At 67.0% G+C, this 21,499-nt stretch carries 18 protein-coding genes; 13 read left to right on the forward strand and 5 right to left on the reverse strand.

Annotation, left to right across the window (positions count from 1 at the left end):
• The first annotated feature begins 74 nt into the window (after positions 1–74).
• The 6 genes from ACWV14_RS08575 (at position 75) to ACWV14_RS08600 (ending at position 5,335) form a co-directional block, all read left to right on the forward strand.
• Positions 75–1,292, forward strand: coding sequence for an MFS transporter (locus ACWV14_RS08575; RefSeq protein WP_454907341.1), 1,218 nt, complete (start codon positions 75–77; stop codon positions 1,290–1,292).
• Between the two features lie 40 nt (positions 1,293–1,332).
• Positions 1,333–2,706 (forward strand): cache domain-containing protein, encoded by a 1,374-nt coding sequence (locus ACWV14_RS08580; protein ID WP_454907340.1) that lies wholly within the window; start codon positions 1,333–1,335, stop codon positions 2,704–2,706.
• Positions 2,703–3,338, forward strand: a complete 636-nt coding sequence (locus tag ACWV14_RS08585) for a response regulator transcription factor (protein WP_454907339.1) — start codon at positions 2,703–2,705, stop codon at positions 3,336–3,338. Before ACWV14_RS08580 ends, ACWV14_RS08585 begins: the two co-directional genes overlap by 4 nt.
• A gap of 332 nt (positions 3,339–3,670) precedes the next feature.
• A complete protein-coding gene (locus ACWV14_RS08590) occupies positions 3,671–3,829 on the forward strand; it encodes a hypothetical protein (RefSeq protein ID WP_454907338.1) in 159 nt (52 codons plus the stop codon).
• Between the two features lie 296 nt (positions 3,830–4,125).
• Positions 4,126–4,635, forward strand: a complete 510-nt coding sequence (locus ACWV14_RS08595) for a DUF1993 domain-containing protein (RefSeq protein WP_454907337.1) — start codon at positions 4,126–4,128, stop codon at positions 4,633–4,635.
• Positions 4,636–4,894: 259 nt separating this feature from the next.
• The gene (locus tag ACWV14_RS08600) at positions 4,895–5,335 is read left to right on the forward strand and encodes a hypothetical protein (protein WP_454907336.1); all 441 of its coding nucleotides are present in this window, start codon (positions 4,895–4,897) and stop codon (positions 5,333–5,335) included.
• A 130-nt stretch (positions 5,336–5,465) separates the two neighbouring features.
• Here ACWV14_RS08600 and ACWV14_RS08605 read toward each other — a convergent pair whose 3' ends face one another.
• Positions 5,466–6,881, reverse strand: a complete 1,416-nt coding sequence (locus ACWV14_RS08605) for an IS1182 family transposase (RefSeq protein ID WP_454904799.1) — start codon at positions 6,879–6,881, stop codon at positions 5,466–5,468.
• Between the two features lie 338 nt (positions 6,882–7,219).
• On the opposite strand from ACWV14_RS08605, the gene ACWV14_RS08610 reads away from it, so the two are divergent.
• From ACWV14_RS08610 to ACWV14_RS08620, 3 genes are all read left to right on the forward strand, one after another.
• The gene (locus tag ACWV14_RS08610; protein ID WP_454907335.1) at positions 7,220–8,038 is read left to right on the forward strand and encodes a class I SAM-dependent methyltransferase; all 819 of its coding nucleotides are present in this window, start codon (positions 7,220–7,222) and stop codon (positions 8,036–8,038) included.
• 83 nt (positions 8,039–8,121) lie between these two features.
• Positions 8,122–8,754 carry a DUF938 domain-containing protein gene (locus ACWV14_RS08615; protein WP_454907334.1) on the forward strand — a complete coding sequence of 211 codons (633 nt, stop codon included), beginning with the start codon at positions 8,122–8,124 and terminating at the stop codon, positions 8,752–8,754.
• A gap of 16 nt (positions 8,755–8,770) precedes the next feature.
• Positions 8,771–9,013 carry a hypothetical protein gene (locus ACWV14_RS08620; protein WP_454907333.1) on the forward strand — a complete coding sequence of 81 codons (243 nt, stop codon included), beginning with the start codon at positions 8,771–8,773 and terminating at the stop codon, positions 9,011–9,013.
• An 8-nt stretch (positions 9,014–9,021) separates the two neighbouring features.
• Here the strand turns inward: ACWV14_RS08620 and ACWV14_RS08625 are convergent, their stop codons facing one another.
• Entirely contained in the window at positions 9,022–11,151 is a 2,130-nt protein-coding gene (locus ACWV14_RS08625; protein WP_454907332.1) for a putative bifunctional diguanylate cyclase/phosphodiesterase, read from the reverse strand.
• A gap of 211 nt (positions 11,152–11,362) precedes the next feature.
• Between ACWV14_RS08625 and ACWV14_RS08630 the strand changes: the two genes are divergently transcribed.
• From ACWV14_RS08630 to ACWV14_RS08645, 4 genes are all read left to right on the forward strand, one after another.
• Positions 11,363–12,406, forward strand: a complete 1,044-nt coding sequence (locus ACWV14_RS08630) for an SAM-dependent methyltransferase (protein ID WP_454907331.1) — start codon at positions 11,363–11,365, stop codon at positions 12,404–12,406.
• 121 nt (positions 12,407–12,527) lie between these two features.
• The gene (locus tag ACWV14_RS08635) at positions 12,528–13,328 is read left to right on the forward strand and encodes a DUF1295 domain-containing protein (protein ID WP_454907330.1); all 801 of its coding nucleotides are present in this window, start codon (positions 12,528–12,530) and stop codon (positions 13,326–13,328) included.
• A 5-nt stretch (positions 13,329–13,333) separates the two neighbouring features.
• The gene (locus ACWV14_RS08640; RefSeq protein WP_454912702.1) at positions 13,334–13,990 is read left to right on the forward strand and encodes a DUF6134 family protein; all 657 of its coding nucleotides are present in this window, start codon (positions 13,334–13,336) and stop codon (positions 13,988–13,990) included.
• 72 nt (positions 13,991–14,062) lie between these two features.
• Positions 14,063–15,067 carry an alpha/beta fold hydrolase gene (locus ACWV14_RS08645; protein WP_454907328.1) on the forward strand — a complete coding sequence of 335 codons (1,005 nt, stop codon included), beginning with the start codon at positions 14,063–14,065 and terminating at the stop codon, positions 15,065–15,067.
• Between the two features lie 21 nt (positions 15,068–15,088).
• Here ACWV14_RS08645 and ACWV14_RS08650 read toward each other — a convergent pair whose 3' ends face one another.
• The 3 genes from ACWV14_RS08650 to ACWV14_RS08660 form a co-directional block, all read right to left on the reverse strand.
• Positions 15,089–18,166: an autotransporter outer membrane beta-barrel domain-containing protein gene (locus tag ACWV14_RS08650; RefSeq protein ID WP_454907327.1), complete on the reverse strand. Its 3,078-nt coding sequence runs from the start codon at positions 18,164–18,166 to the stop codon at positions 15,089–15,091.
• Between the two features lie 283 nt (positions 18,167–18,449).
• The gene (locus tag ACWV14_RS08655) at positions 18,450–19,757 is read right to left on the reverse strand and encodes an MFS transporter (protein ID WP_454907326.1); all 1,308 of its coding nucleotides are present in this window, start codon (positions 19,755–19,757) and stop codon (positions 18,450–18,452) included.
• 58 nt (positions 19,758–19,815) lie between these two features.
• Entirely contained in the window at positions 19,816–21,456 is a 1,641-nt protein-coding gene (locus ACWV14_RS08660; RefSeq protein ID WP_454907325.1) for a GMC family oxidoreductase, read from the reverse strand.
• Between the last annotated feature and the right edge of the window lie 43 nt (positions 21,457–21,499).

Raw genomic sequence — 21,499 nt, forward strand, 5'->3', positions numbered from 1 at the left:
ATCGGCCTCCCGTGCTATGGTCCCCGGCCCTCGGGATAACCCTAGAGGTTGCCCTGCAGAAACCGGGATTCCTCGTGTCTTCAACCTCCAAAGCTCCTCATTCACCGGCCGGCCTCACGCCCTTGCTGACGCTGGTCTTCGCCGTGGCCTGCGGCCTGTGCGTGGCCAACATCTACTATGCGCAGCCGCTGATCGGCCCCATCTCCGACACGCTGCAGCTGCACGCCGGCCTGGCCGGGCTCATCATGACGCTGACCCAGCTCGGCTACGGCGCCGGCCTGCTGCTGCTGGTGCCGCTGGCCGACGTGGTCGAGAACCGGCGGCTGATCGTCGGCGCGCTCTTCGGCGCGGTGATCGGGCTGGTGGGTATCGCGCTCTCGGACTCGGCCGTCACCTTCCTGGCCGCTTCTTTCGTGGTGGGCGCTTGCGCGGTCGCGGCGCAGGTGCTGCTGCCCTTTGCCTCGCACCTGGCGCCCGAGGCCACGCGCGGCAAGGTGGTCGGCAACATCATGGCCGGCCTGCTCGGCGGCATCATGCTGGCGCGGCCATTTGCCAGCCTGGTGGCTTCTGCATTGGGCTGGCGCGCGGTGTTCTGGCTGTCGGCGGTGCTGATGGCCGCGCTCATCGTGGTGCTGTGGCGCGTGCTGCCGCAGCGCCGCCCGCATGCGTCGGTGGGCTATGCGCGCACCATGGCCTCGCTGCCGGGCATCGTCTGGAACACGCCGGTGCTGCGCCGGCGCGGGCTGTACCAGGGAATGATGTTCTCCGGCTTCCAGGCCTTCTGGACGGCAGTGCCGCTGGCGCTGGCGCATGAATTCGGCATGGGGCAGGGCGGCATCGCGGCATTCGCGCTGGCCGGTGCCGCCGGCGCGCTGATGGCGCCCATCGCCGGCCGGCTGGCCGACCGAGGGTTGACCCGTCCGGCCACGGGCATCGCCATTGCGGTGGCGCTGTTCTCCTTCTTGCTGGGGGCGGTGGCCATGCACTACCGCTCGCTGGCCGGGCTGGTCGCTGCGGGCATCCTGCTCGACGGCGCGGTGCAGCTGTGCCAGGTGCTGAACTTCCGCAGTCTCTTCATGCTGGCGCCGGAGCTGCGCGGCCGGCTCAACGGGCTGTTCATGACCTTCATCTTCATCTGCGCGGCAGTGGCCTCGGGCATTGCGGCGGCCGTGTATGCCTTCCATGGCTGGAGCGGGCTGTGCCTGCTGGGTGGCGGCTATGTGCTGGTGGCGCTGCTGTATTACGCGACGGAGTTCAGGCGCGGTGCGGTGCCCGTGCCCACCGGCACCTGAGGACGAAGCCGGCGGGGGCCGGTGGTAGGCTTGCCGCCCGATGAATCTCCGCATCAAGATCGTTGCGCTGGCCGTTGCACCGCTGCTCATCGCACTGGTGCTGGTGGCCCTTGCCGTGCGCCACCAGGAGCACGACCTTGCCCGGCGCGAGCGAGCCCTCATCGAGAACAGCTACATGGCCCAGCGCCGCAGCGAGCTGCGCAGCTACGTGGACCTGGCCGTGAGCAACCTGCTGCCGCTGTACGAATCCGGCCAGGACGACGAGGCCACTCGCAACGAGGCACTGCGCCGGCTGGCCGCGCTCAACTATGGCGACGACGGCTACTTCTTCGTCTACGACATGGACGGCAACTCCCTCATGCATTCGCGCCAGCCCGAGCTGGTGGGCCAGAACCTGTGGGGCATGCAAGATTCGCAAGGCCGCTTCACCATTCAGGAACTGATCAAGGGCGCCAAGGAAAAAGGCGGCGCCTACGTCGAATACGAATGGCGCAAGCCGTCGAGCGCGCAGCTGGCGCCCAAGCTCGGCTACGTTACCGCCATGCCGCGCTGGAACTGGATGGTCGGTACCGGCCTGTACCTGGACGACATCCAGTCGACCATGGACACGCTCGACCGGCAGATGAACGCGAATGTCACCGCCACGCTGCTGTGGATAGCGGGCATCGCCGCGCTCTGCCTGGGCGTGGTCAGCGCGGCCGGGCTGCTGCTGAACCTCAGCGAGCACCGCACGGCCGAAGCCAAGCTGCGGCTGCTCGCGCGGCGCGTGGTGCAGTCGCAGGAAGAAGAGCGCGGCCACCTCGCGCGCGAGCTGCACGACGGAACCAGCCAGACGCTGGTTTCGGCCAAGCTGCTGATCGAATCGGCAGTGGAGTCGCTCGGCCAGAAGCAGCAGCCCACGCCGCCCGCGCTCGTCAAGGCGCTGCAGCGGCTCAACGATTCGCTGATCGAGGTGCGCCGCATCTCGCACCGGCTGCGCCCCGCATTGCTCGACACGCTGGGCCTGCCCGCTGCCCTGGAGCGGCTGGTCGACGAGTTCAGGGACGAGGGCGCCGTCGATGCGTCGATGATGATCGAGGGCGAAGCCTTCGAGCTGCAGCCCGAGGTGAAGACCGCGCTCTTCCGCCTCACGCAAGAAGCGCTGACCAACGTGCGCAAGCATGCCAACGCACAGCATGTGCACATTGCATTGGCCTTCGACGAGAAAGGCGGCGTGCGGCTCGAGGTGGGCGACGACGGCACCGGCTTCGACATCGAGGCCGTTCAGCTAGACCCCCGCCGCGGCATCGGCCTGCGCAACATGCGCGAGCGAATGGAAGCCATAGGCGGCCAGCTGACCATGTGCTCGAACGAAGGCCGCACCTCCATCGAGGCCGAAGTGCCGGCGCACAACGCAAGGCCAGCATCCGCATGACCGCCGGCACCATTCGCCTCTTCCTGGTGGACGACCACCCGCTGGTGCGCGACGGCCTGCGCGCGCGGCTGGGCAGCATGCCTAACCTGGAAATCGTCGGCGAGGCCGGCAGCGCCGCCGAGGCGCTCGCGCAAGTTGACAGCGTGCGGCCCGACCTCATGCTGATGGACGTCGGCATGAAGGACATGAACGGCATCGAGCTTGCGGCCCTGCTGCTGCAGCGCCAGGGCGCGCCGCACATCGTGATGCTCAGCATGTACGACAACCCCGAGTACGTGCAGAAGGCCCTGCAGGCCGGTGCGCGCGGCTATGTGCTGAAAGATGCGCCGGCGGCGGAGATCGTCGCGGCCATCGAGGCCGTGTCGGCGGGCGGCACCTTCCTGAGCCCGGCCGTGTCGAAGAAGCTCTTCCGCACGCAGGAGCCGCGCCCCCTGCTCACGCCGCGCGAGAGCGAGATCCTTTCGGCGCTGGGGCGAGGGGAGTCGAGCAAGCAGATTGCGCGCGACCTGGGCCTGAGCGTGCGCACGGTGGAGGCCCACCGGCAGAGCATCAAGCGGCGGCTGGGCATCGAGGGGCAGGCGGAACTGATCAAGTACGCGGTGGAGCATGCGCGGAAGTTCGGGCAGAGCTGATCGGCTGGCCGATAGCGGTCACAACGCGAATACCTGAGCCATTCGAGAACTTCTGGGTAGAAGTTTTTCTCGCGTCGGGCTGGTTTTCTCTACAGTGAATGCCCTTGTGATTTCACACCCTGCTACCGGTGCAACGCGCATCGATGCAAACGTGAAGCACAAAAGGCGACGGCCAAGGTGCGCGAACACCTTGACCGTCTAACCAAGTGACGTGCAAATACTTTGGAAAGAGAGCACACCAAATGGCTGGACGAATTATGGCCGGGCCCGCAAGGCCGGTATCCGCGGACGCGACCACTACACCGGGGCCGTCTGATCTTCTTGAGAACAAGTTGGAGCAACTGAACTCGCTGCTGTGGTGCTTCTACGGTGCGGGGGACGGATGGTTCCAGGACGCGGGGGAGGCGCATCGGGAGAATCTGCTTTGGATTGCTTCTGATTTGGCGCGGGAGGCGGTGGAGTTGTTTCAGGAGATGAGCCCGGTTGGATAGGGGCCCTGGGGCGCCGAGTCTCTAGCGATGGCTTGGCGCTTACTGTGGCCTGTCGGCTCCATTCGCGCGTTTTCCGCTTTGCAGCGATCGCGGTCTGTCGTGCGTCTGCAATTGACGTCCGCTTCTTGCTAATGAACTGCCCTTCAACGCGGCTGCTCCGACTACCGGCGGGAAAAAAGTTGGCCACAAAAGCCGGGGCGATTCAGTTCGCCCTGTGCTGTTAGCCTTACATGGTCGGCAGAGCCTCTGCCACGCCAACTCCGGCCATCGCGCCCAATTCTAGAAGTGAACTCACTATGACCAGCCCGCTGTACAACGCCTCCGTTCCCGTCATGCAGCAGATGCTGCGCGCCATGTCCGACGTGCTCAAGAAGGCCGAAGACCACGCGACGCAAAAAAATATCGATCCAAATGCGCTGCTGCAGGCGCGGCTGTTCCCTGACATGTTTCCGCTAGTACGTCAGGTACAGATCGCCGCAGACTTCTCCAAGGGCATCACCTCCCGCCTGGCTGGTGCCGAGGTGCCGTCGTGGCCCGACACTGAGGTCAGCTTCGCCGACCTGCAAGCGTTGATCGCCAAAGCTTTGGCCCATATCGGCTCCTTCAAGCCTGAGCAATTTGATTCAAGCGAGAGCCGCGAGATCGTATTGCGCCCCGGCACCCCCAAGGAAAAGAAGCTGACCGCAGGCGCATATCTTCTGCACTATGGACTGCCGCAGTTTTTCTTCCACGTGACCACCACCTATGCCATCTTGCGCCACAACGGTGTTGAGATCGGTAAGCGCGACTACATGGGTGCCTACTGACCCAAGACAGAGAGGAGTTCAGCCACTCTGGTCACTGCCGCTCGATAGCAACTAGAGGCTCCGTTCGACGTTGTTCTGCTGATTGCGGTTATGCAGCGGGTGCAGAAACCGACTCGCCCACCGTAGACTTCCGCATCCGGCCAGAACCGTTCGTTCGTCACGGCCCTCCGGTTTAATGCTAGCGCGGTGCTCTGACCCGGACTCGGCGCCTGTTCATTCACCCCATCGACCCTGTGATCGACATAGCACGGAACGGCTTATGCCCCAGTTACTCGTTTCTGGCAGAACCTTCGACTGGTCTTTCGTGGCTGGAACGGCTGACTTCCGAAAGCTGCCGCGATCCGGCGACCCCGATGAAATAGATGTGCTGCGCATTTCCTCCCCTGGAACCGGCTTCGATGTCGCGATCCGAGTGGACGTTGGGCAGTACTCGTCGGGAGATAGACGATATCTGGGGCCACTGCTTGTGATCGGCAACGAATTCCCTGATGGGCAGCGAGCGGTACCCGTGGGTTTCATGATCGAACTGCGACCGAAGCTCGTGATGCTATCGGCCGATGAGCCAAACGCTGCCACAGTCGAGCGAATCATTCAATGGTGCGTCAGCACACGGTTCAAGCCCATGCGGGTCAATTCAAGCGGCGGTCGATGGGTCGGCTATGGCGCAGAAGGCGCGGCCTCTCTGAGCCCAAAGTGCTAACAGGCACAGCGGACTACAGTCGGCCGATTGTGTTGAAAAACTCTTCTCGAATCCTGTGCGCATCGGCGATCACGAGGATTCGCAGCTCGGTTGCGGGGGCGATAGAACCTGAGAGGCCTCGCGGCCCATCTCACGCGATCCTCATTCCCGCATCTGCTTCAATTGGCATCAACCACTTGGCCATTCGCCGAAGATTCTGGGCAGTTGCCGCCAGCAGGAACTCGTCCTGCGCACCACTGAGTCCGCGAAGCCGGAGCCGATCCAGTTTCATGATGCGTTTGAGGTGTGCGAACAGCATCTCGACCTTCTTCCTTTCCCTGCGCGACTGGCTGTACTCCGGTGTCTTTGCGATGGACCGTGCCGTCTCGCGGGCACCTTCATGGATGCTTCGGGCGATCTTGCGGAACGGCGTGTTCGGGCAACACCGATCTTTGACCCCGCAGTCGACGCAGTCGGTCTGGCTGGCTCGGTAGATCACGGTGTCGGCCTTCGTGACGTGGCTGCGCGGGATCGTGAACCGGCGTCGCTCATTGCGCAGCGCATGGCCTTCGGGACACGCGTACTCATTGCGCTCCGGCACCCACTGGAACTCGCCGATCGACAGGCTGCCATCCTTGCGAACCGTCTTGTCCCACACCGGAACGTGAGGTTCGATCTGCTTGTCTTCGACCATCCAGCCAAGCAGAGGTGCGGAGCCGTACGCGGTGTCGCCCACAAGCCTTCGCGGCTTGATGTCGAAGCGCTCTTCGACCCGATCGATCATGGTTCGGGTGGACTCGACCTCCGGTGTGCGATGCGCAGGCGTTGCCTCCACGTCCACGATGATGCCCGCCGACAGATCGATCAGGTAGTTGGTCGAGTACGCGTAGAACGCCGGGCCACCGGGTGCTGCGGTCCATTGCGCAGCAGGGTCGGTCGGAGAGATGTTCCGGGATGCAGTCTGCGTGTCGTACGTCCCTTCGGGCACACCGTCTGCAACTGGATTGGCCACGTCGAGCGCTTCAAGGTACTCGCGCACCGCGCGGCTGCACTGGGTGCCTCGGCGCCATTGCTCAACCTCAGAAGTAGGAGCATTACGCGCGCGATTGGCGTCGGCCTTGATGATGCTGGCGTCGATGGCGAAGCCTTCGCCTTGAACCAAGCCTTCGGTCATACAGCGGTGCAGTACCGTCTCGAAGACGAATCGGAATGCATCGCTCTGGCGGAAGCGGCCATGGCGGTTCTTGGAGAACGTCGAATGATCGGGGACTCTGTCTTCCAAGCCCAGGCGGCAGAACCATCGGTAGGCCAGGTTGAGATGGACTTCGTCACACAGCCGACGCTCAGACCGGATGCCTAGGCAGTAGCCGATGACGAGCATCCGGATCATGAGCTCGGGATCGATCGATGGCCGGCCGGTGTGGCTGTAGAACGGCGAAAGATGCTGACGCAATTCGCCGAGATCGAGGAAGCGGTCCACGCCCCGAAGCAGGTGATCACGTGGGACGTGATCGTCGAGGTTGAATGCGTAGAAGAGCTGATCTTGAACGGTTGCTTGCCCCATCATGATGCTTACCTCCGTCGGTGACAAAGGGCATGCAAACGGCGAGCCAGCTACTGGGATTCGGCCGAGTTTTTCAACAAAATCGGTCTAAATCTGCCATCGGCTAAAAAGTATTCAGGGCCCGTTGCTTGACGGCAATTACCCGCTTTTCTGCCGCGTGCTCGCAATAGATCATTCAACGTCACGAGGTTGACGAGGCCCACAGACAGGGCCACCATGGCGCAACGTGGCTGGTGCCCGTTCAGTACTCTCCGTTGAAGCCACACGGCCAGCCCCGGACTAGGTAACGCGACACGGCACTAGAGGGCACTGCCCCGAACACCCTTCCAAGGAGACACCCCATGGCCGATACCGACAAGGTGTTCGCAGGCTCGATCCCAAAGCTCTACGACACGCTCATGGTCCCCTTGATATTTGAGGCCTACGCCGCCGACACGGCCGAATTGGTGGCCAGCTTCTCCCCCGGTGCGATCCTCGAAACAGCCGCCGGCAGCGGCGTGGTCACGCGTGCGCTTGCGCCCAGGCTAGCCCCCGGCACGCGCTACGTGGTGACCGACCTCAACCAGCCCATGCTCGACTACGCCGCCAGCCGGCAAGCTGCGGATGGCCGCATCAACATCGAATGGCAACAGGCCGACGCGCTCGAGCTGCCATTCGAAGACGCCTCGTTCGATGTCGTCTGCTGCCAGTTCGGCGCGATGTTCTTCCCCGACCGCACCGCCGGTTATGCCGAGGCGCGCCGCGTGCTGCGGCCGGGCGGGCGCTTCGTCTTCAGCGTGTGGGACCGCATCGGGGAGAACGCGTTTGCCGACGAGGTCACCAATGCCATGGCCGAGATGTTCCCGCAAGACCCTCCGCGATTCCTGGCGCGCACGCCGCACGGCTATCACGACGTTGCGCTGATCCGCGAAGACCTGAGCCGCGCGGGCTTCGCCAGCATCCAGATCGACACGCGCGAGAAGCAGAGCCGCTCGCCCTCGGCGCGCGACGTGGCCACTGCCTACTGCCAGGGAACGCCGCTGCGCAACGAGATCGAGGCGCGCGATGCCGGTTCGCTGGAGCGCGCCACGGACCATGCGGCGCAGGCGATTGCAAGCCGTCATGGCGAAGACCCGGTGGCCGGCAAGATCCAGGCGCATGTGATCGTGGCGGCAGGGTAGTTGAGGGCGGGCTGGCCGGGCGGGGCCGACTGCGGGTACAAACCGAGGTTCCTGTTCTCACCTGCCTGCTTGTTCTTCCTCCAATGTCCAGCCTTCCTCACAGCCCTTCCGCAGACCGCAACAAACAGCCGATCCTCGATGCGTTGACCGCCATCCTCGGCGAAGAGGGTGCCGCGCTGGAGATCGCATCCGGCACGGGCCAGCATGCGGTCTGGTTCGCGGCGGCGATGAGCGGGTGGAGCTGGCAGCCCACCGACGCCGACCCGCGCATGCTGCCCGCGATGGCAAGCCGCATCGCGGAGGCCGCGTTGCCCAATCTGCGTGCGCCGCTGCTGCTCGACGTGATGGCGCCTCGATGGCCATCGGAGGGTTCCGCGTTTGCCGGAGGGCAGGGAGACAAGCAGTTCGACGCGATCTTCTGCGCGAACATGCTGCACATCTCGCCCTGGGCCACATGCGCCGCGCTGATGCAGGGAGCCGCACGGCATCTGCGTCCTGGCGGAGTGCTCGTCACCTACGGACCCTATTTCGAAGCTGGCGTGCCGGCGGCGCCGGGCAACATCGCGTTCGACGAAGACCTGCACGCACGGAATCCCGAATGGGGCATCCGTCGCCTGGACGACGTGGCCGCGCAGGCGCAGCAGGCTGGTCTTGCGTTGCGGCAGCGGCATGCGATGCCTGCGAACAATCTGCTGCTGGTTTTCGGGCTTCGGTGATGCTCCGAATCAGGCCATGAATCTATCTCTTCGAATTCTTTTCATCGCCGGCGGCGCGCTGCTGCTCGGGTTCATATCGAATGCCACGCTGACCGGGGTCGGGCATTGGTATGAATTGAAGCTGGCACGCAGCGAGTACGACCTCTCCGACGCCTTCATGATCGCCGTCTTCGTGCAGGCACTTTGCGTCGTTGCCGGTGGGTTTGTCGGCAATTGGCTGTACCGGCGGTGGCGCAACAAGACGAGCGCCGAGACCTGACCTAGGCCCTAAGCCGCCTCCACATACCGACTGGAATACCAATCCAGCAGATCCCCCGCAGGCAGCGGACGCGAAAACAGAAAGCCCTGCAGCTCATCGCATCCCATCGCGATCAGTATGTCGCGCTGGGCCTCGTTCTCCACGCCCTCGGCCACCACGCTCAGGCCCAGCGCGTGGGCCAGGCGGATGACGGCGTCGATGACGGCCCTGGCGTCTTCCTTGGTCTGCAGGTCCTGCACGAAGCTGCGGTCGATCTTGACCTGGCGCGCGGGCAGTTTGCGCAGGTGGCTCAGGCTTGAATAGCCGGTGCCGAAGTCGTCGATCGACAGGAACACGCCGACCCGCGCCAGCCCTTCGAAGGTGCGCTGCGTGGCCTTGATGTCTTCCATGGCGACGGATTCCGTGATCTCGCACAGCAGCAGCGTCGCCGGCACGTTGTGCCGCAGCAGCGCCCGTTCGACGCGCGCGACGAAGTCGACCTCGCGCAGTTGCATGACGGACAGGTTCACGGCCACGCACATCCGCGTGCCCTGGGCCTGCCATTGCGCAATCTGCCGGCAGGCCTCATCGAGTATCCAGTCGCCCAGGTGCACGATGAGGCCGAAGCGCTCGGCCAGCCCGATGAATTCGGTGGGGCCGATCAGGCCGTGCTGCGGATGGTTCCAGCGCACCAGGGCTTCCACGCCGCTGATGCCGTGGCCCACGCCGTTGATCTTGGGCTGGTAGTAAAGCTCGAATTGCCTGAGTTCCACCGCCCGGCGCAGGTCGCTCTGCAACTGCAGTTGCTTGGCGGCATCGGCGCCCATGTGCGACTCGAACATCACGTAGTTGCCGCCGCCCGCGCGCTTGGCCTCGTACATGGCCGCGTCGGCGTTGGCCACGAGCTTGTCGGGCTCGCCCTGTTCAGGGTGCAGCACGATGCCGATGGAGCAAGCGATCTGCAGTTGCTTGCCCTGCACGTTGAAGGGCTCGCCCAGCGCGCGCAGCACGCGGTTGGCGGCTTCCGCGCATTCGGCCCGGTCGCGCACGCCTTCGAGCAGCAGAAGGAACTCGTCGCCGCCGATGCGGGCCACGGTGTCGCTTTCTCGGGTGGTCCGGGCCAGCCGCTCGGCGGCGACGCACAGGATGCGGTCGCCGGCCGAGTGGCCGAAGGAGTCGTTGATGGGCTTGAAGCCGTCGAGGTCGACGAAGAGAACGGCAATGCATTCTTCGACCTGCAGCTGGTTGGCGCGGTTCATGCGCGCCAGGGCGTGGCGCAGCCGGTCTTCGAACAGCACGCGGTTGGGCAGGCCGGTCAGCGCGTCGGTGAAGGCGCGCTTCTGCAGCTCCTGGTTGGCCTGGGTGAGTTCGGCGTTGGCCTCTTCGAGCGAGCGCGACAGGCGCCTGGCGACCAGCTGCAGCCGCGATTCCAGTATGGAGGTGAAGAGTGTGCCCAGCAGCAGCAGCCCCGAGGCCAGCCCGACGATGGCGGTGAGCCCGGTGCCGCCCAGCTGGCCGGCGCTGAGGCAGACCGAATCGGCCGGGAAGCTGGCCGCCGCCATGCCGGTGTAGTGCATGCCGCAGATCGCGATGCCCATGACGACCGAGGCCAGAAACTGGAAGGCCACCCGATGGGTGCTGTGGGCATTGCCCAGGTACTTGAAGATGAACAGCGCCGCGGCCGAGGCGCCCAGGCCGATCAGCAGCGACAGCAGCACGGTTGGCGCATGCCAGACGATGGGCGGCGCCATGTCGAGCGCGGCCATGCCGATGTAGTGCATGCCGCAGATGCCGACGGCCATTGCCAGCGATGCCACGGCGATGCGGCGCAGTCCGTAGTCGGCCTCGCTGGCCACCCACAGCGCGACGCCCGATGCCATGACGCCGGCCACCCACGAGGCCAGGGTCAGTCCGCCGGAGAAGCCGAGCGAAATCGGCAGCGAGAAACCCAGCATGCCCACGAAGTGCATCGACCAGATGCCCGTGCCCATGGCCAGCGAGCCCAGCGCCCACCACAGCAGGTGCGGCCGTCCGCTGGCATGCCGCACGCGGCGCGACAGGTCAAGGGCTACGTAGGAAGCAAGGGTCGCAAGGAGCAGGGACGCGGCGACGGCCCACAGGTTGTGCTGCGACGGAAGAAAGGCAGGGAGGTTGTTCACGGTGCAAAGGCCGCTCGAGGGCGCCTGGCGAGCACCGCGCCGGCGCTCATGTCCTCAGGCAGAAGCCGGCCATCGCGGATGAGTCTGCCACAGTTTTTCCGGCGGCCGCCTTACCATGCGATCCGGAAAAACGGGTGCATCCAGAAGCCGCTTTGCTGCGTACGGGTGTCAATGGCACGCATTCCGGCGTGCCTTCAGCCGAGGAAAAGTCATGCCGCAGGACATCGCATTCGCCATCCGCTGGGTCGAAAAGGGCCTGGTGCCGGACCCGGTGGTTCGCCGGGGCATTCGCCGGCTGCTGAAAGACCGGCTCGCGGAGCTGCATTCCGGCAACGCGCTGGCGGTGGCCGAGCTGACGCAGGATTTCGTCGCCCGCATGGGTGCGGCCAAGCTGGCGCCGCTGCCCGAGAAAGCCAACGAGCAGCACTACGAGGTTCCGGCCGCCTTCTTCGGCGAAGTGCTGGGAAATCACCGCAAGTACAGCAGCTGCTACTGGCCCGAGGGCACCCGCACCCTGGAAGAGGCCGAATCCGCCGCGCTGGCCGCCACCTGCGAGCGCGCCGGCCTGGCCGACGGGCAGGACATACTGGAGCTGGGCTGCGGCTGGGGCTCGCTCACGCTCTGGATGGCCGAGCACTACCCGGGCAGCTGGATCACGGCCCTGTCCAACTCCAATTCCCAGCGCGAATACATCGAGGCGGAGGCGGCCCGGCGCGGCCTGGCCAACGTGCGGGTGCTCACGCGCGACATCAACGTGTTCGACACCGACGAGCGCTTCGACCGCGTGGTGTCGGTCGAGATGTTCGAGCACCTGCGCAACTGGCCGCAGGCCTTTGCCAACGTGGCGCGCTGGCTCAAGCCGGGCGGGCGCTTCTTCATGCATGTGTTCGCACACAAGGAGGCGCCGTACCCCTTCGAGGTGCGCGACCCCAGCGACTGGATGAGCAAGTACTTCTTCTCGGGCGGCATGATGCCCAGCGACGACCTGGCGCTGCACTGCCAGGACGACCTGCGCCTGCTGCGCCGCTGGCGCTGGGAAGGCAGCCACTACCAGCGCACGGCCGAGGCCTGGCTGCGCAACATGGACGAGCGCCGCGACACGCTGCGCCCGCTGTTCCAGGCCACCTACGGCGCCGAGGCCAACGTGTGGTGGACGCGCTGGCGGTTGTTCTTCATGTCGGTGGCGGAGCTGTTCGGCTTCGACCACGGGCAGCGCTGGTGGGTAAGCCACTACCTCTTCGAGCGCCGTACATGAGGCTCGCCCCCAGGCTTCGCGCACTTCGTGTCGCTTCTCCTTCCCCCTGCCGGGGGCGCCGCCTGTGGCCCGGCGGAGCCGGTTCCACGGCGTCTCTTGAATCTGTGAGGGCGGTTGCGTCATGAGCGGCATGGTGTCGGTTGCATTCGCCGGTTTGGCCCTGACTGCGTCTCTGGGCTTCCTGACCTGGGTGGCCAGCCTGGTGCGGCATGACGTGAGCCTGATCGACCGCATCTGGTCGGTCTGCATCGTGGGCGCGGGCATCGTCTATTTCTTGCTGCTGCCGGTGCAGACGGTGCGCGGGCTTTGCATGGCGGTGCTGGGCGCGGCGTGGGCGGTGCGGCTTTGCTTGTACGTCACCTGGCGCAACTGGGGTCACGGCGAAGACCGGCGCTACCAGGCGATCCGTGCGCGCAACCAGCCGAACTTCGGCTTCAAGAGCCTGTACCTGGTGTTCGCGCTGCAGGCGGTGCTGGCATGGATCGTCTCGGCGCCGTTCCTGCCGGGCATGGCGGCGGCGCGGCCGCTGGGCGCTCTCGACGCGCTGGGCATCGTGCTGGCGCTGTTCGGCATCTTCTTCGAGGCGATCGGCGACGCGCAGATGGCGCGCTTCAGGGCCGACCCGAAGAACAAAGGCCAGGTGATGGACCGCGGCCTGTGGCGCTACACGCGCCATCCCAACTACTTCGGCGAAGTCTGCGTCTGGTGGGGCCTGTGGCTGCTGGCCCTTGGCGGCGCGGGGTGGGGCGGGGCGTGGAGCGTGGTGTCGCCGCTGCTCATGACCTGGCTGTTGCTGAAGGTCTCGGGCGTGAGCATGCTCGAAAGCGACATCGGCGAGCGCCGCCCGGCGTATCGCGACTACATCGCGCGCACCAACGCCTTCCTGCCGGGGCCGGTGCGCGGCAACCACAAGGCGCCATGAGAAAAATGACGAAGAAGCACTGGCTTTGCGCACTGGCCGCATTGGCCGCGCTGTCGAATGGGGCGGCCACCGCCTCGGCCGCCGGCCCATCGGGCGGCGAATGGGATTTCCGCGTGCTGCTCGACGACTCGCCCATCGGCGAGCACCGCTTTGCGCTGGCTACCAACGGCAGCGAGCGCAAGCTGGTGAGCGAGGCGCGCTTCGCGGTCAAGCTGCTGGGCGTGACGGTGTACCGCTACCGTCACGAGGCCACCGAGCTGTGGCGCGGCGACTGCCTGCACAGGCTTACCTCGAAGACCGACGACGACGGCACGCCCGAGAAGGTCAACGCCGAGCCCGCGGGCGACAACGCGCTGGCCGTCGCCACGCCCAAGGGCACGCAGTCGGTCGACGGCTGCGTGATGAGCTTCGCCTACTGGAACCCCGCGATCCGCACGCAGGCCAGGCTGCTGAATTCGCAGAGCGGCAAGCTGGAGCAGGTGCGCATCAGCAAGGCCGGCAGCGGCACGGTGGAAGTGCGCGGCCAGCCGGTGGAGGCCACGCGCTGGCGCATTGCCACCGACGCGCAGCCGATCGACGTCTGGTATTCGCAGCAGGGCGAATGGCTGGGGCTCGACTCCACGGTCAGCGGCAACCGCAAGCTCAGCTACCGGCTGAAGTAGCAGGGCTGTGGCGGTGCCCGGCCGGCGGTGGCACCATCTGCCGCAGTGAAGCCCTCGTTGAAACGTATGTCGATGCGCATCGTCCTGGCTGGCGCGGCTTGCCTCGTCTTCGCCGTGCTGGCGGGGGTGGTGTACGAGCAACTCGGCCGCTACCGCGCTGTGCGCGACTTTCCCCCGCCCGGCAGGATGATCGACGTTGGCGGCGGGCGGCGCATTCAGCTCGACTGCCGCGGCAGCGGCTCGCCCACGGTGGTGTTCGAGGCGGGGCTGAGCATCGACGGCTCGCTGAGCTGGGCGCCGGTGCAGCCGCAGGTGGCGGCGCATACGCGCGCGTGCTCGTACAGCCGCGCGGGGCTGATGTGGAGCGACCCTTCGAATGCGCCCTACAGCGCCAGGCAGGTCGCGCAAGACCTGCACACGGCGCTGACCCGCGCGGGCGAGCGGGGGCCGTTCGTGCTGGTCGGCCAGTCGATGGGCGGGCTCTATGCCATGAACTTCACGCAGCATTTCGGCGAGGAGGTGGCGGGGCTGGTGCTGGTCGATCCCTCGCATCCGGACCAGGTCGCGCGGGTGGCGGCGTTCATGGTGGAAACGCGATCGCTGCAGTCGCGCATCGGCGTGGCGCTGGCGTGGTCTGGGCTGCTGCGGGCGGCGGCCTCGGCGCTGCTGTCGCAGGCGCCGCACCAGACAGCGCACGATGCACAGGCGGTTCGCGCCTTCGCGCCCAAGTCCATGCGCACGCAATTGGTGGAAGGCGATGCGATGGACGACACGCTTGCCGAGACGCGCGGCTTCAGGAACCTCGGCAATCGCCCGCTGGTGGTGCTGACGGCGATGGCGCCCTACACCGAGGCCGAGCTTCGCGGCATGAAGATCACGCCCGCCCAGGGCACGCAGGTGCAGGCCATCTGGGAGCAGATGCATGCGGAAATGGCGACCTGGTCTTCGCGCAGCGTGCACCGGCTGCTGCCGAATGCGGGTCACGACATCCAGTTCGACGACCCGCAGGCGGTGATCGACGCGGTGCTGTCGGTCGTCGCCGCCGTGCGATCCGACCAGGGGGCCGCGCCGCACTGAAGCGCGGCGCCCCTGCCGGGCCTACCAGCGGATCTTCACGCCCACGCTGCCATTGATGCTGCTGCGCACACGGGTGTCGCCACCCGAGGACCACAGCTTGCCGATTTCCGCATAAAGGCTCGCGCTCTGCGTGAGCTGCAGCGTGGCGCCGGTCGCCAGCTCGGAGCTGGTGCCGCCGGTGCGCGTGGCGATGCTGGTGGTGCCGGCAGGGCCTACGAAATTAGCCACGTCGGTGCCGCTGCTGCTGCGGTACACGTTGACGCGCACATAGGGCTGCAGGCGACCGGCGGGCGTGTCGATCTCGCCCTTGACCCGCACGCCGGCACGCGCGAGCCAGCCGTCGTGGTTGTTCTGCTGCACCAGCGCGCCGACGATGCTGCTGTTGCCCAAGTCGAGCCGCTGGTGCACCAGCTGCAGCTGCGGCTCGATGACCCAGCCGCTTCCGATGGCGAAGGACTGGCCCACTTCCACGGACGCCAGCAGGCTGTTGCCCTTGCCCGTACCCGAGAAGCCCAGCGTGGGCGATTCGGTATAGCGGTGGCGTCCTGCCTGCAGCACGCCGTCCACGTACAGGCCGCTGTCGTTCTTCCAGGTGGCGTAGGCGCCCAGGTATTCGCTGTGCAGGCTGTTGGTGCCGGCCGCCGCGTTCTGCAGTCCGCCGACGAAGCCGTTCACGCGCATGTCGCCCTCGAGCTGGCCGACGTACACGCCCACGCGCCAGTTCGGGTCGGCCCACAGGTCGGTGCCGGCCTGGAAGCCCGTGAGGCGCCCGCTGCTGGTGGGGCTGACCGTGCCGCTCTGGCCGATGGTGCGGTCGGTGCTGATGACGCGGGCCCAGGCCTGCCGGTAGCCCATCTCGGGCGTGGCGGTGTTGGTGCCGGAGAGGCTGACGCCGGTGTCGTCGCCCACGCGCTGGTGCAGGTTGGACAGCATCGCGAGGTTGGACTGGCGCAGTTGTTCGGGCAGCGCCGCGTACAGCGGCACTTCGGAGCGGTAGGTGGGCACGAGCACGCCGCCGCCGGTGCTGCTGCCGCCGCCGGTCACGGGCGCGCCCGTGACCGGATCGACGGTCATGGTCGAGCGCAGGTACCAGTTCTCGCCCGCGCCGCTGGCGTCGGCCGCGTACAGGCGGTACTGGTAGGCGCCGGCGTCGACATGGCCGCCAGCGAGGTTGAAAGCGCTCTTCGTGGTCTGCGCGGTGGTCGTCGCGCCGTTCACGGCGCTGATCACCTCGATGCCGTTGCCTGATGTGAGCGCGCCCAGGCCGCCCAGGTTGGTGATCTGCACGTTGGTCGTGCCGCTGGCAATGGCGGTGCTGCCGCTGAGGATCAGCCGGTCGCTCGCGCTGCTGCTGCCGCCCAGCGCCGTGCCCAGCCGCAGCGTGCCGCCATTGCCCACCCACGGCCCGGTGACGGTGAGCGTGGTGCCGGGCGCGCTGCCCACCAGAGAGACCGTGCCGCTGTTGGCCAGCGACGCCACCGTCTGGCTGTGGCCCGCCAGGTCGAGCGTGGCGCCCGAACCGACCGTGAAGGCGCTTGCGCTGCTGAGGGTGTTGGCCGCACCCGCGGCCAGCGTGCCGGCCGATACGTTGGTGCTGCCGGCATAGGTGTTGGCGCCGCTCAGCGTCAGCGTGCCCGCGCCGCTTTTCACGAGGCCGCTGGCGCCCGAGATGGGGCCGGTCCAGCTCAGGTCGTGGCCGTTGGTGTCGATGGTGCCGGTGCCGCCGAGCAGCAGGGCGCTGCCCACGCTCAGGCCGGTGGCGCCGGCGATCACGCTGGCGGTGGCGCCGCTGTCGATGGCCACGGCGCCCGTCAGCGAGTTGCCCGTGTTCAAAGTCAGGCTGTTGGCGCCGCCGGTGAATTCGACGGCCGACGCGCGCGTCACGCCGTCGCCGCCCAGTCCGCCGGAAATGCTGCCGCTGTTGGTGATGGCGATGTTGGCGCCCGTCACGCCCACGCCGCCAGCACCATTGGCACCGCTGGCGCCGCCGTTGCTGTTGGCGCCGCCAGCGCCACCGGCACCGCCGGTGATGCCGCCGCTGTTGGTGATGGCCGCGCCGCTGCCGGTGGACGACAGGCCGATGCCGCCGTCGCCGCCGCCGCCGGGTGTGCCGGTGCCGCCCGCTCCGCCGCCGGCCGCACCGCCGGCGCCACCCGCGCCGCCGGTGATCTGGCCGGTGTTGGTCATGAGCACGGTGCTGCCCGCCAGCGTGACGCCGTGGCCGCCGGCCCCGCCGCCGCCGCCCGAGGCGTTGGAGCGCGGCGTCGCCAGTTCGGAGCCGCCTGCGCCGCCCACCCCGCCGGTGATGGTGCCGGTGTTGCCGAACGGGAGCCCTGGCGTGGTGGCGTTCAGGTAGAAGCCGCCACCACCGCTGCCGCCGCCGCCAGCCTGCGAAAACGCACTGCCGCCGCTGCCGCCCGCGCCGCCTGTCGACGAGCCCGTGGCCGTGTAGCCGCCGAGCGGCCCGTTGAGGATGGAGCCGTAGCCGCCCGCGCCGCCGCCGCCGGCCGCCCAGAAACCGTTGCCGCCCGCGCCGCCGTTGCCGCCGGTGAAGCTGTTGGACGTGGTGCTGATGTTGTTGCCGATCGACGTGCCCTGGAACCCGCCGCCACCGCCGCCGCCGTAGCCGTTCCCGTTGCTGGCGTCGCCTGTCTGGGCCTGGCCCGCGCCGCCGTCCGCACCCTGTATCACGCCGGGGCTGACGACCGTGCTGCCACTGCCTGCCGCGCCGCCCGCGCCCGGCGTGGCGCCGCCGGGGAAGTTGGTGGTGCTGGCGGCCGAGCCGGCCGTGACGCCGGAGGGCGTCGACGAGCCGCCGGTGCCCCCGGTCGCGTTGATCGTGGTGTCGTTCAGGCCGCCGTTGCCGCCGCTGCCGTTGCTGCCGCCGGAGCCGGCGCTCAGCGTCGGGTCGCCGACAGGCTGGCCGCCCGCGCCGCCCGCCGCCAGCACAGGCCCTGCCCCGAGGAGCAGCGCCGCCAGGGCCACGGCCCGCAGGTCGCCGCCCTTGGCGGACGACCGTGAATGGCCGCGCGAAGTTTCAGGCGCGGCCACCCAGGTGCCGAGCGTTGGATTCCAAAGGGTGCGGAAAATCTTGTTCATGGCGTCTTTTTCATTAGTGGCTTGTTTCGTGCAGGCGCCCGCATGCAGCAGCAAGCTCTTCCTCTTGCTCCTCCACACGCCGCAAATCTCAAACTTCAAGCCAAAAATGTAAGTACGCGTACAGGCTGGCGATATGCCTGAAAGGGGGTACCTGCCAGGGGCGTATCGGCATGCAACAGAGCCGTCTCACAGACCCTGGGCAAGCCCCAGGAGGGGTGTTGTGCCGAACTGCATCCACAAGTAACCGATGTTTCTTGATGGATGCAAAAGTACTCATTTAACGCTAGGCCACCGCCACGGGCGCGTCCGCCGGCGAGGGCGTGCGCCCGATCATCCAGGCGCACACTGCCGACACCACGCCCGCGAACAGCACGTACAGGCAGATCTGCCACGGCTCGCCGCCGCCCGATTTCAGCAGCGCGGTCGCGATGATGGGCGTGATGCCCGAGGCGAAGATGCCCGAGAACTGGTAGACGAAGCTGATGCCCGTGTAGCGCACCTTGGCGTCGAACAGGTCGCAGAACAGGGCAGCCTCCGGCCCGTACACCGACGCATACAGGATGCCGAAGGGCACGATGATCGACAGCCATATCAGCAGCACGTTGCCGCCGCTGTGCGTCATGAGCCAGAAGCCCGGAAACGCCGATACGGCAGTGATGAGCGACCCCCACATGTACACCTTGGGCCGCCCCAGCCGGTCTGACATGCGCCCGAAGAACGGAATGGCGAAGCACATCACCACGGCGGAGACCATCACGCCCAGCAGCGCCTCGGTGCGGCTGATCTTGATGGTGCTGGTGAGGTAGTTGATGGAGAACACGCCGAAGATGTTGAAGAACACTCCGTCGATGTAGCGCGCGCCCATGCCCTTGAGCACGTTGCCGGGGTAGCGCCGGATCATGTCCATGAACGGAATGCGCAACTCTGCGTTGCGCGCCTTCACGGCCGCGAACTCCGGCGTTTCCTTCACGTGCAGGCGGATGTACATGCCCACCATCACCATCGCGCCGGAAATCAGGAAGGCGATGCGCCAGCCCCACGACAGGAACTGCTCGTCGGTCAGCAGCCACGATAGCAGCGCCACCACGCCCGAGGCCAGGCACAGGCCGATGGCCAGCCCGATCTGCGGCAGCGACGCGTAGAAGCCGCGTTTTTCCTTCGGCGCGTATTCATACGCCATGAGCACCGCGCCGCCCCATTCGCCGCCCAGGCCTATGCCCTGCGCCACGCGAAGCAGCAACAGCAGCAGCGGCGCCGCGATGCCGATCTGCGCATAGGTAGGCACCAGCCCGATGAGGAAGGTGGCCACGCCCATGATCATCAGCGTGATGACGAGCATGCTCTTGCGGCCGATCTTGTCGCCGAAGTGGCCGAAGATCACGCCGCCCAGCGGCCGCGTGACGAAGCCCACCGCAAAGGTTGTGTACGCCAGCAAGGTCGACACCACCGGGTCGCTGCCCGGGAAATAGAGCTTGTTGAACACGATGCCGGCCACCACGCCGTACAGGAAGAAGTCGTACCACTCGATGGTTGCGCCCACCAGCGCCGAAACCACCACCCTGCGAATCGCTTTCTCGTCGCTTGCACTCATGTTTGTCTCCGATGAGGTTGTCGTGGCGGCCTCTGCGGGCCTTGGGTTTGCAAAAAACTCAGTGCGCGGCGGCTGCCGCTCTCACGTCCTCTCTGATCAGGTCGACGGCCTTCTCGGCCATCATCACGGCGGGTGCGTTGGTGTTGCCCGACACCAGCGTCGGCATCGCCGAGCAGTCGATCACGCGCAGCCCGGCCACGCCGTGCACCCGCAGCCGCGCATCGACCACCGCGAGCGCGTCGCTGCCCATGCGGCAGGTGCCGGTGGGGTGGAAGATGGTGGCGCCGTTGTTGCGGCAGAACTCCAGCAGCCCGTCGTCGCTCGTGATGTCGGGGCCGGGCTTCACCTCGCGCTTCACGTAGGGCCGCATCGCGGGAGATTCGGCAATCGCGCGCGCCGCCCTCACGCCGGCCACGGTGGTTGCGCGGTCGAGTTCGGTGGCGAGGTAGTTGGGCTGCATCGAGGGCGGCTCGGCCGCGTCGATCGAGCGGATGCGGATGTACCCGCGCGACTCGGGCCGCAGCTGGCACACCGACATCGTGAAGCCGGAGTAAGGGTGCACCTTGCCGCCCGCCATGTCCGCCGAGAGCGTGGCCACGTGGAACTGGATGTCGGGCGTGGCCGCCATGGGTTTGCCGTGCGCATCCTTCAGCGCGCGCATGAAGCAGCCGCCCTGGTTGATGCCCACGGCCAGCGGGCCGGTGCGGCGCAGCAGCCATTCCAGGCCCATGCCCATCTGGCCGAACCAGGAGTTGAGCTGGTCGTTGGTGGTGATGGGCTTGGCGCACTCGTAGCCCAGGCGGATCTGCAGATGGTCCTGCAGGTTCTCGCCCACGCCCGGCAGCTCGTGCACCACCGCAATGCCGAAGCGATCGAGCAGCGCGCGCGGCCCGATGCCCGAGAGCTGCAGCAACTGCGGCGACTGGATCGAGCCCGCCGACAGCAGCACCTCGGCGCGGCAGCGCGCGGTCTTGAGCACGCGGTCTTGCCGGTAGGTGATGCCGACGGCGCGGCGCCCGTCGAACACCAGCTTGCCCGCCAGTGCCCCGGTCTCGATGCGCAGGTTGGGCCGCTGCTTCACGGCAGGCGTCAGGTAGGCCTTGGCGGTGCTGCAGCGCCAGCCCTTGTGCGTGGTCAGCTGGTAGTAGCCCGCGCCTTCCTGCGCGGCGCCGTTGAAGTCGTCGGTGCGCGGCACGCCGGTCTGTTGCGCGCCGTCGATGAAGGCTTCGATCAGCTCGTGCTTCGCCGCGATGTCCGACACCTTCAGCGGCCCGTTGCCGCCGTGGAAGGCGTCGGCGCCGCGCTGGTTGCCTTCGGACTTGATGAAGTAGGGCAGCACGTCGTCGTAGCCCCAGCCGGGGTTGCCGAGCGCGGCCCAGTGGTCGTAGTCCTCGCGCTGGCCGCGGATGTAGATCAGCCCGTTGATCGAGCTGGAGCCGCCCAGCGTCTTGCCGCGCGGCCAGTAGATGCGCCGGCCGTTCATGTTCGGGTCCGCGTCGGTCTCGAAGCGCCAGTTGTAGGTGGGGCTCCACATCGTCTTGCCGTAGCCGATGGGCAGGTGGATCCAGAGCGACCGGTCCGCCGGCCCTGCCTCGAGCAGCAGCACGCGGGTGGCCGGGTCTTCGCTCAGCCGGGCGGCCAGCACGCAGCCGGCAGAACCGGCGCCGACGACGATGTAGTCGAATGCTTCTTCAGACATGCAATGGGCGCCTGTTGCTTCGGGGGAGTGGAACAATCGCTTC

Source organism: Variovorax durovernensis (assembly GCF_977011995.1).